Here is a 12,887-nt window from a genome sequence, read left to right on the forward strand (position 1 = left end):
CGCCTGATGATCCTTATGCCGGACTCTTGGCGTTCTGCAGCACGGTGCGGTAGCCGTCATGGTCGGCGAAGGTGGCGCCGTGCGCGTCCCAGTACGGGTTGGCTGACGGCACCTGCGCGAAGCCGGCGGCGCGCATGCAGGCGCAGGCGGCTTCCCATTCGGCGTGGTCGGACAGATACAGCACCAGCAGGTCTTCCACTGTGGGGTTGGGCGGTACGGGATGGTGATGGCTGACGACGAATTCCAGGTGGTAGCCGGCGCCGGGCAGGCCGAGCATCACGCCGTCGAAGCCGTCGTGGTCCTTGAAGCTGCCCAGCAACCTCAGGTTCAGGCCCTCGCAATACATGGCCTTGCTGAGGTTCAGGTTGCTGACCGGGCGCGCGACCCGGAGATGCGGTGTTTGCTTGTACATGGCGATGGAGGCGGGCGGGTTGGGACGCTTTCATCATGCCACGCGGAAGAGTGGTCAGCCAGCCTTGCCCGCCTTGATCCGTTTCATCTCCTCGATGACCAGCGCGCCCTGGCGCAATGCCTCGCGCAGCGCGTCCGGCTGAGGCAGTTCGGCGAATTCCAGAGTCGGATCCAGCGCGGCCAACGCGCGGCGCGCGCTGGCGCAAACGTCGGCGGCGGCGGCGAAGTCGGCCGCGCCCATCACCTTGCCGTTGCGGATGCGGCGATAGTACGCTCGGACCGAGTTCAGGCATTGTGCGGCGGTTTCCTGGCCATCCAGCCGGCCCTCTCGGGCCAGCGTTTCCAGCAGGTCCACCAGGCGGCGGCAAGCCTGTTCGGCCTGGGCGTGGCGCTGCTCCTGCGCGCGGCGTTGTTGTTGGCCCGGCTTCGGGGCGGCGGTTTTCTTGTTGCGCTCGGCCATTGTCGTGTCCTTGGTCTGCTGAGCGCGCATTCTAGCGGCGGGCGTGGCCCGCGGCTAGAGCCTGCCAACGCATGCTCAATGCAGCTCGAAGCGGGCCAGGTGCTCGAAACCGGACGGCAGCGACACTTCGACGAAATCCTGAAGGCAGAACACGGTGAGCTTGCCGCCGTAGACGGCGCCGGTGTCCAGGTGCATCACATTGTCGTACAGGATGGCGCGGGGTTGCGGCGTGTGTCCGGCCAGCACCAGCTCCACGCCGGCCGCGGCGCCGCCGCCGCCGTTTTGCACGCGGTCGCGCGCCCACAGCAGCACATCGCTGTCTTGCGCGGCGGGCTGGCCGGCTTCCAGCCTCGCGGCCATCGCGGTCCAGTCGTTGCCGGGGCAGTCGGCGTGGAGCACGCCTATCTTGCCGCCCTCGGTGTCCACCTCCAGCGCCAGCGGCAAGCCGGACAGGGCGGCCACGCAGGCGTCGCGCTCGGCGGGAGACAATTCCGTCAGCCAGCGGCCGCCGTTGCGCAGATGACGCTCCAGGTCGCGCAGGGGATCCCGCATCGCGTCCAGCGCCATTTGCTCGTGATTGCCTCGCACGGCGTGAAACCACGGCTGGGCCAGCCATTCGCCGACCATCGCGCTGTCCGGCCCCCTATCCACCAGGTCGCCGACGGATAGCAGGCGGTCGCGGGCGGGATCGAAGGCGATGATCTTGAGCAGCCGGGCCAGTTGGGCGAAGCAGCCGTGAACGTCGCCGACCACCCAGTCCCGGCCTTGCGTGTTGCGCGGCAGTTTCCTGATCATCATGGCGGCGCTCCCGGCGGTTTTGTCTCAGCGGGCCATCCAGTCCCGGCAGAACTCGTCGCGGAAATGGAACAGCCATTCCAGCTTGCGCTCGGCCATGGCGCGCCCGGCTTCCGTCTGCATCATGCCAGGCAGCTTGGCCAGCTTGACGTCGATGTGGTCGATCGCCCAGGCCTGGTCGTCCCGTCCGCGGTGCTCGGCCAGCGGATCCAGCGGGTGGGCCAGCGCGCGCCCCATGCGGCCGGACACGTAGAACATCCGCGCCAGCCCCACCGGACCCAGGGCATCCATGCGGTCGGCGTCTTGAACGATCCGGGCTTCCAGCGTGCGCGGCGGGATGGCGGCGGAGTAGCTGTGCGCCTCGATGGCGTGGGCCAGGTTGTCCAGCTGGGCCTCGGTGAGGCCGCTGTCCGCCAGCAACTGGCGGGCGCGCTCGGCGGACCAGTGCGAGGCGAGTTGCCGCTGCGGATGGTTCTTGGGCAGATTGACGAGGTCGTGCAGATAGCTGCCGGCCATGACGACGATGGAGTCGGCGTCGGGATAGTGCGCCAACAGCGTGCGGGCCACCGCCCAGACGCGGTGGAGATGGCTGAGGTCGTGCGCGCCGTCATCGTCGGGCGGCTGGCTTTCCAGCAAGGCGATCAGGCGTTGCTGCCATTCGGTTTGTTGTTGCGGGGTCATGCGGGCAGGTCCTGATGGTTGCGCCGCGCCGGCGCGGGCCGGCGGGTCCGGTTTTTCGCGCCGCCTTTTTGTTGGCGACGAAAATATCGGATGAGGAATCATCCGTATTGTCATTTTAACACCGGGCGGCGGGAATGCCGGCTAACGTGGCGCGGACAGCGTCATTTCCCACTGGGACAGGCGATAGACGGCCTGGTGGCGCAACAAGAGGGAGAGCAGGGGCAGGTCGCGGCTGTCGACGTTGTTGAAGCCCAGGCGGCCGCATACGCTCAGGCTTTGCGCGGCTTGCAGCAGCTGGCTGGCGATGCCCTGGCGGCGGCAGGGCGGGCTGACCTGCAGTTCGGCGACCTCGCCGTCCGGCGACATCAGCAGCGAGCCCAGGGTCTGTCCGTCCCGGTCCACGCTCAGCCAGCGCAACGGCGGATCGGCGCGCAGCAGCGATTCGCGGCGGTTGGGCACGGCCGGCGGATAGGCGAGGGCGTCGGGGGCGGGCCATCGAGCCGGATCGTGGGCGGTATGGATGGTCACCGGCCATCGGCAGGCGGCCTGGACTGGCGCTTGCAGTTGGTAGCAGTCCAGCTTGCGTAGCGGCTCAAAACCCAGCGAAGCGTAAGCGTCGCGCGCCCGCTGATTGCCGTCTATCACCTCCAGGCGCTGGCGGCGTATGCCATGGGCGGCCAGCAGCCTGCCGACCAGCCCCGCCATATCGGTCAGCGCGCGGCGTCGCCTCGCGGCGGGGGAGACGCCGGCGGCGATGCAATAGCCTTCGCGTTCGCCGTCGATTTCCGGCGCCGCGCACAGCCAGAAGCCGGCCAGGCGCCCGTCCAGCCAGGCGCCGGCGCTCAGCTCGGGAATCCAGCCGCGGCGGCGCAACATGGCGGCCAGCTGCGGCAGGCTGGGTTGGGCGGGCACCAGGTAGTCGCTGAAGGCATCGAGAAAGCAGGGATGGATATCGTCAGGCGCCAGGCCCGCCAGCGATGCGATTTTCACGGCGCGACGGCCTCCGGCGCGGCGGAAACGATGGACAGCGCGCGCCTGGCAAAGTCCTCTTCCTCGCCAACCGGCGCGACGTAGGACAGTATCTCGCGGGTTTTCGCCTCGCCGGCCAGGCGCAGCAGCACCCAGGCAGCCAGGTATTGGGAGGACAGGCAGCCGCCGGCGGTGGCGACGTTGCCGGCGGCGCGGAAGGCCGCGGGCTGCACGCGCACGCCAAGCTGCTCCAGCAGCGGCCGGGTCATGCCGTCGGTGCAGGCGACGCCGTCGGCGAGCAGGCCCAGCCGGTGCAGCACCAGCGCGCCCGAGCATTGGGAGCCGATCAACTGGCGGGTGGGGTCCAGCTTCAACTGGCCCATGATCGAATCGTCCGCCACCCAGTCGCGGGTGCGCCAGCCGCTGCCTACCAGCACCGCGTCGGCGCGATTGGCGTAAGACAGGTCTTCCTGGCGCTCCACGCGGGTGCCGCTGCGGGATTGGACGATGGGAGCCGGCGAGCAGATGCGCACGTTCCAGCCGTGCGGACTCATCCGGCCCAGAATGCCGGCGGCGATCAACGAATCGAGTTCGTTGAAGCAGTCCAGCGTGACGATGGCGATATCCATGGCGGGTCCATATGGTCGAGGCATCCGCCTATGTTGTTCGCATCGAGGGGGCAGGTCAACCGGCAGGGGAAAGCAAGAGCCCCGCCGAGTGGCGGGGCAGCCGGGTCAGTCTTCCAGCCAGATCATCGAGGCCATGCGGCCGGTGACGCCGTCGCGGCGGTAGGAGAAGAAGCGGTCGCGGTCTATCACGGTACAGAAATCGCCGCCGTAGACGCGGGAGACGCCTAGTTTCCGCAGCCGCAGGCGGGCGAGCGCGTAGATGTCGGCCAGGTACTTGCCGTTGCCGATGTCGACGAAAGCCGAGTCCGCCTCGGCGTCCTTCGCGATGAAGGCCTGGCGCACCTCGGCGCCCACTTCGAACGCGTCCGGACCGATGGCCGGGCCCAGCCAGGCCATCAGGTCCGATGGCGGCAGCGCCATCGCGGCCACGGTCGCCTCGATCACGCCGTCGCACAGCCCGCGCCAGCCGGCGTGGGCGGCGGCGACAGTCTGGCCCCGCTCGTCGCAAAGCAATACCGGCAGGCAGTCCGCGGTCATCGCCGCGCAGACGACGCCCGGCTCGCGGGCGAAGCTGGCGTCGGCGTCGGGCGCGTTTGCGCCGATGGCGGACGCGTCAGCCACCGCGACGCCATGCACCTGGTTGAGCCAGGCGGGTTCGGCCGGCAGCGCGTCGCGCAACCGCGCGCGGTTGGCCGCCACGGCTTGCGGATCGTCGCCGACGTGCGCGCCCAGGTTCAGGCTGGCGTAGGGCGGCTGGCTGACGCCGCCGTTGCGCGTGGTGACCAGGGTGCGGACACGGGCGGGGGCGGGCCAGTCCGCCGAGATCCAGTCCTTATCGGGCATAGATCACCTCGACGTCGCCATCGTCGTCGTCGTCCCAGTCTTCGTCGTCCTCGCCGTCGCCGTGGGCGAAGGCCTCGTCGTCGGCGACCGCGCCGTCGCCGCGCAGCAGGTCCAGCAGCGCGCGGAAGTCGTCGGGCAGCGGCGCCTTCCAGCTGCGCTCCTCGCCGGTGGCCGGGTGGACCAGGGCCAGCGCGAAGGCATGCAGCGCCTGCCGGCCCAGCGCCTTGACGCCGGCCGCGATCTCCTCGTCCATCTTGTGGCGCGGGTTGCCGTACACCGGGTCGCCGGCCAGCGGGTGGCCGGCTTCGCGCATGTGGACGCGGATCTGGTGGGTGCGGCCGGTTTCCAGCTTGCACTCGACGTGGGAATGGCTGGCGAAACGCTCCAGCACGCGGATGTGGGTGATCGCCGGCTTGCCGCCGAATTTCAGCACTGCCATTTTCAGGCGGTTGTTCGCGTCGCGGCCGATGTTGGCGTCGATGGTGCCGTCGAAGGGCACCACGCCGTCGGCGATGGCGCGATAGACGCGCTTGACGGTGCGGGCCTGCAGCTGGCGCACCAGCTCGGTCTGCGCCGGCAGCGTCTTGGCCACCACCATCAGGCCGGAAGTGTCCTTGTCCAGGCGGTGGACGATGCCGGCGCGCGGCACGCTGGCCAACGCCGGGCAGTGGTGCAGCAGACCGTTGAGCAGCGTGCCGCTCCAGTTGCCGGCGGCGGGGTGCACGACCAGGCCCGCCGGCTTGTTGATCACCAGGATGTGCTCATCCTCGAACACGATGGGCAGATCCATCGGTTCCGGCTGGAAAGCCATTTCCTCATTGGTGAGCTGCAGCGTCACTTCCAGCTTCTCGCCGCCCAGCATCTTGGTCTTGGGGGCGACCACCTGGCCGTCCACCTTCACCAGGCCGTCTTTGACCCATTGCGTCAGCCGGCTGCGGGAGTAGTCGGGAAGCAACTTGGCCAGCGCGGCGTCCAGCCGTTCGCCGCACAGCGAGAGCGGAATTTCGAGATGTTGCGTAGTGGATACCTCGTTTTCCGAGATGTCGCTATAATCGTCCGGGTCAATGTAAGGATCAGTCATGAAAAGATACGTTGTTGCGGCTATGTTGGTGATGGTGGGTCTTGCCGGGTGTGCGACCACGGAAACCTACGACGAGACGCGCGGCTGGACCGTGGAGAAGCTGTATTCGGAAGCTCACGACGAGTTGAACAGCGGCAATTATACCCGCGCAGTCAAGCTGTATGAAACGCTGGAAGCGCGTTTCCCCTACGGCCGCTACGCGCAGCAGGCGCAGATGGATCTGGCCTACACCCATTACAAGGATGGCGAACCCGAACTGGCCATCGCCTCCGCCGACCGTTTCATCAAGCTGCATCCCACGCATCCGAACCTCGACTACATCTATTATCTGAAGGGTTTGGTGTATTACAACGACGATTCTGGCTTGCTGGCCAAATGGGCCGGCCAGGACATGAGCGAGCGCGATCCGCGCGCCGCGCGCGAGGCGTTCGCCGCCTTCCGCGAGCTGACCACCCGCTTCCCCAGCAGCAGCTACGCGCCGGACGCCAAGGCCAAGATGATCCGCCTGGTGGACGCCCTGGGCGGCAACGAAATGCACGTGGCGCGCTACTACATGAAGCGCGGCGCCTATCTGGCCGCCGCCAATCGCGCGCAGGGCGTGGTCAAGGATTACGCCAACACCAAGTATCCGGAAGAGGCGCTGGCCATCATGGTGGCCGCCTACGACAAGCTGCAGTTGCCGCAGCTGCGCGACGACGCGCGCCGCGTGCTGGCGCTCAATTACCCGCAGAGCCAGTACCTGGGCAAGTCGTGGACGGTGGAGGAGATGCCGTGGTGGAAGCTGTGGAAATAAGCTTTCCGGCAAGCTGAAACCAAGCAGCCCGTCGAGTCATCGGCGGGCTGTTTTGTTGTTTTTTGGGTCAAAGGCCGGCGATGCGTTCCCGGCAGGCTTGCGCTTCGGTCTTGATCCTGGCGAACAGCTCGGCCACGCTGGGCGCATCGTTTATCAGCCCCTGGGCCTGGCCGATCAGTTGCACGCCTTTTTCGTGGTCGCCTTCCTGAATGGCCAGGCGGATCGATTCCGTCGCCGCGCCGAACAGCGCCAGCTGGCGCAGCGCCTGAGGCTGGCTGAGCATGCCGCCTATCGCCACCTTCATCACCGGCATGCCCATCCGCCGCGCCATCCGGCTGGCCCGGAATGCGGCGGGAATGAGTCCCAGCGGCTTGCGGCAGGCGCGGCGGGCGGCGGGCGTATCCATCATCCGGCACCACAGGCCGTCGAAATTCTTGGAATACAGCGTGTCAGCGACGCCGCGTTCGCGGATCATGTCCTTGGTTTGGGCGTGCACCGGGCTTTCCCGCGTCATCGCCAGCCGGGATCCCATCGCGACCGCGTCGGCGCCCAGGGCGAGCGCCGCGATCAGGCCGGCGCCGTCGGCGAAGCCGCCCGCCGCGACGATGGGCAGCGAGCTCGCGCGGCGGATGGCCGGAATCAGCACCAGGGTCGTGACGCTGCCGCCGTGGGCGGCGGCTTCGTGGCCGGTGACCAGCAGCGCGTCGGCGCCGCACTTCTCGGCGGATATCGCGTGCTTTTCCGTCACGACGGTGGCCAGCACCTTGCCGCCGTAGCGATGCGCGGCTTCGGCGATCCAGTCTCCCTTGCCCAGCGAATAGTTGATCACCGGCACTTGTTCTTCGAGCGCGACTTTGGCGTTGTCGGCGGCGCCGGGCATCATCAGCGTGCAGCCGATGCCGAAGGGCTTGTCGGTGAGTTCGCGTATGCGGCGGATCGCGGCGCGCGTCTGGTCGGCGTTCAGCGGGCCGGTGGCAAGTATGCCGAGGCCGCCGGCGTTGCTGACGGCGGCTACCAGTTCCGGCGTGGCGATGTAGCTCATGCCGGGGCAGAGCAGGGGGAGCTGGATGCCGAACAGGCGGGTGATGGCGGTTTGCATGGCGATGAGGGGTGGCTGGTTTAGAATGACGGTTTATTGTTGATGTGTTTGTCCTAAATTTCAAACGAATGTTTTAATTCATGGCGCTGATCATTGTTTTGATGGGGTGGCTGTACGCGGTGTTGATGCTGGCGGCGGGGCAGCGCAGCGTGGCCGCTGGGGCGGCGGTGTTTTTCTTTCTTGGCGTGCTGCCCGTCTGGTTTGTCGCATGGGTGGTACGCAACCGGCTGCGCAGACGGCGCCAGGCGCTGGAAGACGAGGGGAAAGCTTGAGTCAGAGCGCTCTACGGTGCTAGAATCTCGTGTTCCCTGCCGCTGTGGCGGGGAATTTAAATCCAAACTACGCACATCCGCGCCAAAGGGTGCCTGAATCGTCAGGTTGTCTGCGCGGATGGAGGCTTAACCCTTTTAGGAGTTTTTGCATGTCCACCAACGTTACCATGCGTCAAATGCTGGAGGCTGGCGTTCACTTCGGCCACCAAACCCGCTTCTGGAACCCGAAGATGGCCAAGTACATCTTCGGCAGCCGCAACAAGATCCACATCATCAACCTGGAAAAGACCCTGCCGCTGTTCGTAGAGGCCCAGGAGTATGTGCGTCGTCTGGCTGCCAACAAGGGCACCGTGATGTTCGTGGGTACCAAGCGTCAGGCGCGTGAGATCGTACGTGAAGAAGCCGCTCGCTGCGGCATGCCGTTTGTCGACCACCGCTGGCTGGGCGGCATGCTGACCAACTACAAGACCGTGAAGCAGTCCATCAAGCGTCTTGAAGAGAAGCGTGCCATCCTGGAAGGCGCCGGCGAAACCGGTTACAACAAGAAGGAACTGCTGGACCTGCAACGCGAAGTTGAAAAGCTGGAGCGTTCGCTGGGCGGTATCAAGGATATGAAGGGCCTGCCGGACGCCATCTTCGTGATCGATACAGGCTACCAGAAGGGCACCATTGTTGAAGCCAAGAAGCTGGGCATCCCGGTGATCGGCGTTGTTGATACCAACAACTCCCCGGACGGCATCGATTACGTGGTTCCGGGCAACGACGACTCCTCCCGCGCCATCCGCCTGTACGCTCGCGGCATCGCCGACGCTGTGCTGGAAGGTCGCGCGCACTCTCTGCAAGAGATCGTCGCAGCTGCTGAAACGGCCCAGGCCGAGTAAGCGGAAAAGGGGCGAAAGCCCCTTTTTTTGGACCCGAACATTCACGTAATCTAAATCATTAGGAGTTAGCAAGATGGCGGAAATCACCGCAAAAATGGTTTCGGATCTGCGCGTGGCCACCGGCCTCGGCATGATGGAGTGCAAGAAGGCTCTGGTTGAAGCTGAAGGCGACTTCGCCAAGGCTGAAGAGATCCTGCGCATCAAGTCCGGCAGCAAGGCCTCCAAGATGGCCGGCCGCCTGGCTGCCGAAGGCATCATCGGTTCCTACGTCGAAGGCGGCGTGGGCGCGCTGGTGGAAGTGAACTGCGAAACCGACTTCGTGGCCAAGGATCCGACCTTCATCGCCCTGGCTAACGCTGCCGCCAAGGCCGTGGCCATCGCCAATCCGGCCGATGTGGAAGCCCTGGCCGCCGTTGAAGTCGACGGCCAACAAGTGGAAGAAATCCGCAAGGCTGCCATCGCCAAGCTGGGCGAGAACATGACCATCCGCCGCTTCGTTCGCTACCAGACCGAAGGCGCGATCTCCACCTACCTGCACGGCGCCAAGATCGGCGTGATCGTCGATTTCACCGGTCCGGAGCAAGTGGGCAAGGACGTCGCCATGCACGTCGCCGCCTCCAAGCCGATCTGCGTGTCCAAGGACCAGGTTTCCGCCGAGACCCTGGACCAGGAACGCAAGATCTACAGCGCCCAGGCTGCCGAATCCGGCAAGCCGGCCGACATCGTCGCCAAGATGGTTGAAGGCCGCATCAACAAGTTCCTGGCCGAGGTGACCCTGCTGGGTCAGCCCTTCGTCAAGAACCCGGATGTGACCGTCGAGAAGCTGCTGGCTGAGCAGAAGGCTTCCGTCAAGGCGTTCGCCATGTTCGTCGTAGGCGAAGGCATCGAGAAGAAAGTAGTAGACTACGCAGCTGAAGTGGCTGCGGCTGCCAAGCTGTAAGCTCAGGCTTACCGCTTTATTGACGGCACCCTGCTTGCAGGGTGCCGTTTTGCAAACTGAACACACCACAAACCGCCAATCCGAGGACATCATGAGCCAAGTTCCCGCCTATAAACGCATCCTGTTGAAACTTTCCGGCGAAGCCCTGATGGGGGATGACAGCTATGGCATCAACCGCACGACCATCGAACAGATCGTCGGCCAGATCAAGGAGGTGGTGGAGCTGGGCGTTGAAGTGGGTGTCGTGATCGGCGGCGGCAACATCTTCCGCGGCGTGGCGCCGGCGGCGGCGGGCATGGATCGCGCCACGGCCGATTACATGGGCATGATGGCCACCGTGATGAACGCGCTGGCGCTGAAGGACGCGATGACCAAGGCGGGCCTGATCGCCCGCGTGCAGTCCGCGCTGACCATGCAGCAGATCGCCGAGCCCTATGTCCGCGGCAAGGCGATGCAGTACCTGGAAGAGGGCAAGGTGGTGATCTTCGCCGCAGGTACCGGCAACCCCTTCTTCACCACCGATACCGCCGCGGCGCTGCGCGGCATGGAAATGAACGTCGACATCATGCTGAAGGCCACCAAGGTGGATGGCGTGTATACCGACGATCCGAAAAAGAATCCCGACGCGGTTCGTTACCAGAGCGTCACTTTCGACGAGGCGATCTCGCGCAATCTGAAAGTGATGGATGCCACCGCCTTCGCGCTGTGCCGCGACCAGCACCTGAACATCAAGGTGTTCAGCATCTTCAAGAACGGCGCGCTGCGCCGCGTCGTGCTTGGCGAAGACGAAGGCACGCTGGTACACTGCTGAGTTTGAAAATTGCTGAGGGCGAAAACGGCAATGGCCGTTTTCGCCTTGTCATTTTAAGTGTTCCGGGAGTGCGACATGATTAACGAGATCAAAAAATCGGCCGAACAAAAAATGCAGAAAACGCTGGAAGCGTTCAAGAACGACCTGGCCAAGGTTCGTACCGGACGCGCCCATACCGGCATTCTGGATCATGTCATGGTTGACTATTACGGCAGCGACGTGCCGGTCAATCAAGTGGCCAACGTCACCCTGATCGACGCCCGCACCATCGGTGTGCAGCCGTGGGAAAAACCGATGCTGGCCAAGATCGAAAAAGCCATCCGCGATTCCGACCTGGGCCTGAACCCGGCCTCGATGGGCGAGATCATCCGCGTGCCGATGCCGATGCTGACCGAAGAGCGGCGCAAGGACCTGATCAAGGTGGTGCGCGGCGAGGCCGAAGGCGCCCGCGTGGCCGTGCGCAACATCCGCCGCGACTCCAACACCGAGTTCAAGAATCTGCTGAAGGACAAGGCCATCACCGAGGACGACGAGCGCCGCGGCCAGGACGAAATCCAGAAGCTGACCGACAAGTACACCGCCGAAATCGACAAGATGCTGGCCACCAAAGAAGCCGACCTGTTGGCGGTATAAGGGGCGATCTTGTTTTCCGGTTCTTCGAATGCAGTGCCGGAGGGGCGCGAGCCGCCCCGGCATATCGCCATCATCATGGATGGCAACGGCCGCTGGGCCAAGAAACGCTTCCTGCCGCGCGTAGCCGGCCACAAGCGCGGACTGGACGCGGTGCGCGAGGTGGTGAAGGCCTGCAAGGAAATGGGCGTCGGCTATCTGACGCTGTTCGCCTTCTCCACCGAAAACTGGCGGCGTCCGCAGGAGGAAGTGTCCTTTCTGATGGACCTGTTCCTGCGCGCGCTCGAGCATGAGGTGGCCAAGCTTCACAACAACAATATCCGCCTGAAGGTGCTGGGTTCGCGCGAGCGTTTCAGCGCGGAGTTGTCCGAGCGCATAGACCGCGCCGAGGCCAAGACCGCCGGCAACGACGGGCTGGTGCTGACCATCGCCGCCGACTACGGCGGCCGCTGGGATATCGTGCACGCGGTGAATCGGCTGATCGCCGAAGGCCGGTCCGAGATCACCGAGGAGATGGTCACCGATCGCCTGGGCATGGCATGGGCGCCGGAGCCGGACCTGTTCATCCGCACCGGCGGCGAGCAGCGCATCAGCAATTTCCTGCTGTGGCAGCTGGCGTATTCCGAGCTGTATTTCACCGACCTGCTGTGGCCCGATTTCGACCGAGCGGCGCTGCAGGAGGCGATCCACTCCTACTGGCAGCGTGAGCGCCGCTTTGGCCGCACCAGCGAGCAATTGCCCGAACACCTGCGTCGAGACAAGCTCTGATCTCATGCTGATAACGCGAATTCTGACCGCGCTCGTATTGCTGCCGCTGATGCTGGCGGCGCTTTTCCTGTTTCCCGCCGCGGCCTGGGCGGGGTTTTCCTGGTTGATCGTCGTGCTGGCCCTGTGGGAGTACACTCGCATGGTCGGGATGTCGCTGCCGCGTCAGGCATGCTACCTTGCGCTGTCCTCGCTGTTCGCCGCCGCGGCCTGGTTCGGCCACTGGCGGATGCAGGGCGCCGAGCATGGCGCCGTGCTGGCGCTGTGGCTGCTGCTGGTGCCGGCCTGGCTGGCCAAGCGCTGGAAAATGCCGTCCGGCCTGACTGCCTGGCTGCTGGGCTGGGCGCTGATGCTGCCGGCTTGGTTCGCCTTTCTTGAGTGGCGCCCGAACGCCTCCGCGCGCGACGCGCTGGCGCTGTTGGCCGTGATGGGCCTGGTGTGGGTGGCCGACGTGGCGGCCTATTTCTCCGGCAAGGCCTTCGGGCGGCGCAAGCTGGCGCCGGCCATCAGTCCCGGCAAGAGCTGGGAGGGCGTGTACGGCGCCGTCGTCTGCGTGGCGGTCTATGTCGCGCTGGTCGATCATTTCGGCTGGCTGGACATCAAGCTGCCGTTGTGGGGCCTGTTGCTGCTGGCGCTGCCGTTGACCGCGGTCAGCGTGTGCGGCGACCTGCTGGAGTCCTGGTTCAAGCGCTCCGCCGGCATCAAGGACAGCAGCCGTCTGCTGCCGGGCCATGGCGGCGTGTATGACCGAATCGACAGCCTGATCGCCGTATTGGCGGTCAGCAACGCCCTGCGCGCGCTGGGCGGCATGTAATTCTGGAAACATA

17 protein-coding genes are annotated in these 12,887 nt (G+C 65.4%); 8 read left to right on the plus strand and 9 right to left on the minus strand.

Translation table 11 applies throughout. The features are described from left to right. Window positions 1-13: 13 nt before the first annotated feature. From CV_RS10700 to rluD, 8 genes are all read right to left on the minus strand, one after another. Window positions 14-412 (minus strand): VOC family protein, encoded by a 399-nt coding sequence (locus tag CV_RS10700; RefSeq protein WP_043596039.1) that lies wholly within the window; start codon window positions 410-412, stop codon window positions 14-16. 54 nt (window positions 413-466) lie between these two features. After that, window positions 467-871: a hypothetical protein gene (locus tag CV_RS23805; protein WP_011135735.1), complete on the minus strand. Its 405-nt coding sequence runs from the start codon at window positions 869-871 to the stop codon at window positions 467-469. A gap of 75 nt (window positions 872-946) precedes the next feature. Beyond that, window positions 947-1,669 (minus strand): metallophosphoesterase, encoded by a 723-nt coding sequence (locus CV_RS10710; RefSeq protein WP_011135736.1) that lies wholly within the window; start codon window positions 1,667-1,669, stop codon window positions 947-949. A 24-nt stretch (window positions 1,670-1,693) separates the two neighbouring features. Then, window positions 1,694-2,347: an HD domain-containing protein gene (locus CV_RS10715; RefSeq protein WP_043596045.1), complete on the minus strand. Its 654-nt coding sequence runs from the start codon at window positions 2,345-2,347 to the stop codon at window positions 1,694-1,696. A 141-nt stretch (window positions 2,348-2,488) separates the two neighbouring features. Further along, complete coding sequence (locus CV_RS10720; RefSeq protein ID WP_043596046.1) at window positions 2,489-3,337, minus strand: GNAT family N-acetyltransferase; 849 nt, start codon at window positions 3,335-3,337, stop codon at window positions 2,489-2,491. Further along, window positions 3,334-3,945, minus strand: coding sequence for an AraC family transcriptional regulator (locus tag CV_RS10725; RefSeq protein ID WP_043596048.1), 612 nt, complete (start codon window positions 3,943-3,945; stop codon window positions 3,334-3,336). The genes CV_RS10720 and CV_RS10725 overlap by 4 nt, the downstream gene beginning before the upstream one ends. Window positions 3,946-4,050: 105 nt before the next feature. Beyond that, window positions 4,051-4,788 (minus strand): peptidoglycan editing factor PgeF, encoded by a 738-nt coding sequence (pgeF, locus tag CV_RS10730; RefSeq protein WP_011135739.1) that lies wholly within the window; start codon window positions 4,786-4,788, stop codon window positions 4,051-4,053. Then, window positions 4,778-5,869 (minus strand): 23S rRNA pseudouridine(1911/1915/1917) synthase RluD, encoded by a 1,092-nt coding sequence (rluD, locus tag CV_RS10735; RefSeq protein ID WP_011135740.1) that lies wholly within the window; start codon window positions 5,867-5,869, stop codon window positions 4,778-4,780. The genes pgeF and rluD overlap by 11 nt, the downstream gene beginning before the upstream one ends. Between rluD and CV_RS10740 the strand changes: the two genes are divergently transcribed. Further along, on the plus strand, window positions 5,868-6,662 hold the full coding sequence (locus CV_RS10740) for an outer membrane protein assembly factor BamD (RefSeq protein WP_011135741.1): 795 nt from the start codon (window positions 5,868-5,870) through the stop codon (window positions 6,660-6,662). The two genes, rluD and CV_RS10740, sit on opposite strands and share 2 nt — an antisense overlap. 67 nt (window positions 6,663-6,729) lie before the next feature. On the opposite strand, the gene CV_RS10745 is transcribed toward CV_RS10740, so the two are convergent. Further along, window positions 6,730-7,761 (minus strand): NAD(P)H-dependent flavin oxidoreductase, encoded by a 1,032-nt coding sequence (locus CV_RS10745; RefSeq protein WP_011135742.1) that lies wholly within the window; start codon window positions 7,759-7,761, stop codon window positions 6,730-6,732. A gap of 80 nt (window positions 7,762-7,841) precedes the next feature. Here CV_RS10745 and CV_RS10750 point away from each other — a divergent pair, with 80 nt between their 5' ends. The 7 genes from CV_RS10750 (at window position 7,842) to CV_RS10780 (ending at window position 12,874) form a co-directional block, all read left to right on the plus strand. After that, window positions 7,842-8,033: a hypothetical protein gene (locus CV_RS10750; RefSeq protein ID WP_011135743.1), complete on the plus strand. Its 192-nt coding sequence runs from the start codon at window positions 7,842-7,844 to the stop codon at window positions 8,031-8,033. 149 nt (window positions 8,034-8,182) lie between these two features. Then, window positions 8,183-8,914 (plus strand): 30S ribosomal protein S2, encoded by a 732-nt coding sequence (rpsB, locus tag CV_RS10755; RefSeq protein WP_011135744.1) that lies wholly within the window; start codon window positions 8,183-8,185, stop codon window positions 8,912-8,914. 73 nt (window positions 8,915-8,987) lie between these two features. Beyond that, a complete protein-coding gene (gene tsf, locus CV_RS10760) occupies window positions 8,988-9,854 on the plus strand; it encodes a translation elongation factor Ts (RefSeq protein WP_011135745.1) in 867 nt (288 codons plus the stop codon). Window positions 9,855-9,945: 91 nt separating this feature from the next. Beyond that, window positions 9,946-10,665 (plus strand): UMP kinase, encoded by a 720-nt coding sequence (pyrH, locus tag CV_RS10765; protein ID WP_011135746.1) that lies wholly within the window; start codon window positions 9,946-9,948, stop codon window positions 10,663-10,665. A 75-nt stretch (window positions 10,666-10,740) separates the two neighbouring features. Next, window positions 10,741-11,298 carry a ribosome recycling factor gene (gene frr, locus CV_RS10770; protein ID WP_011135747.1) on the plus strand — a complete coding sequence of 186 codons (558 nt, stop codon included), beginning with the start codon at window positions 10,741-10,743 and terminating at the stop codon, window positions 11,296-11,298. 75 nt (window positions 11,299-11,373) lie between these two features. Continuing rightward, on the plus strand, window positions 11,374-12,063 hold the full coding sequence (gene uppS, locus CV_RS10775; RefSeq protein ID WP_370448037.1) for a polyprenyl diphosphate synthase: 690 nt from the start codon (window positions 11,374-11,376) through the stop codon (window positions 12,061-12,063). Between the two features lie 4 nt (window positions 12,064-12,067). Then, entirely contained in the window at window positions 12,068-12,874 is an 807-nt protein-coding gene (locus tag CV_RS10780; RefSeq protein WP_011135749.1) for a phosphatidate cytidylyltransferase, read from the plus strand. The last annotated feature ends 13 nt before the right edge of the window (window positions 12,875-12,887 follow it).

Source organism: Chromobacterium violaceum ATCC 12472, from assembly GCF_000007705.1.
GTDB classification, from domain to species: Bacteria; Pseudomonadota; Gammaproteobacteria; order Burkholderiales; family Chromobacteriaceae; genus Chromobacterium; species Chromobacterium violaceum.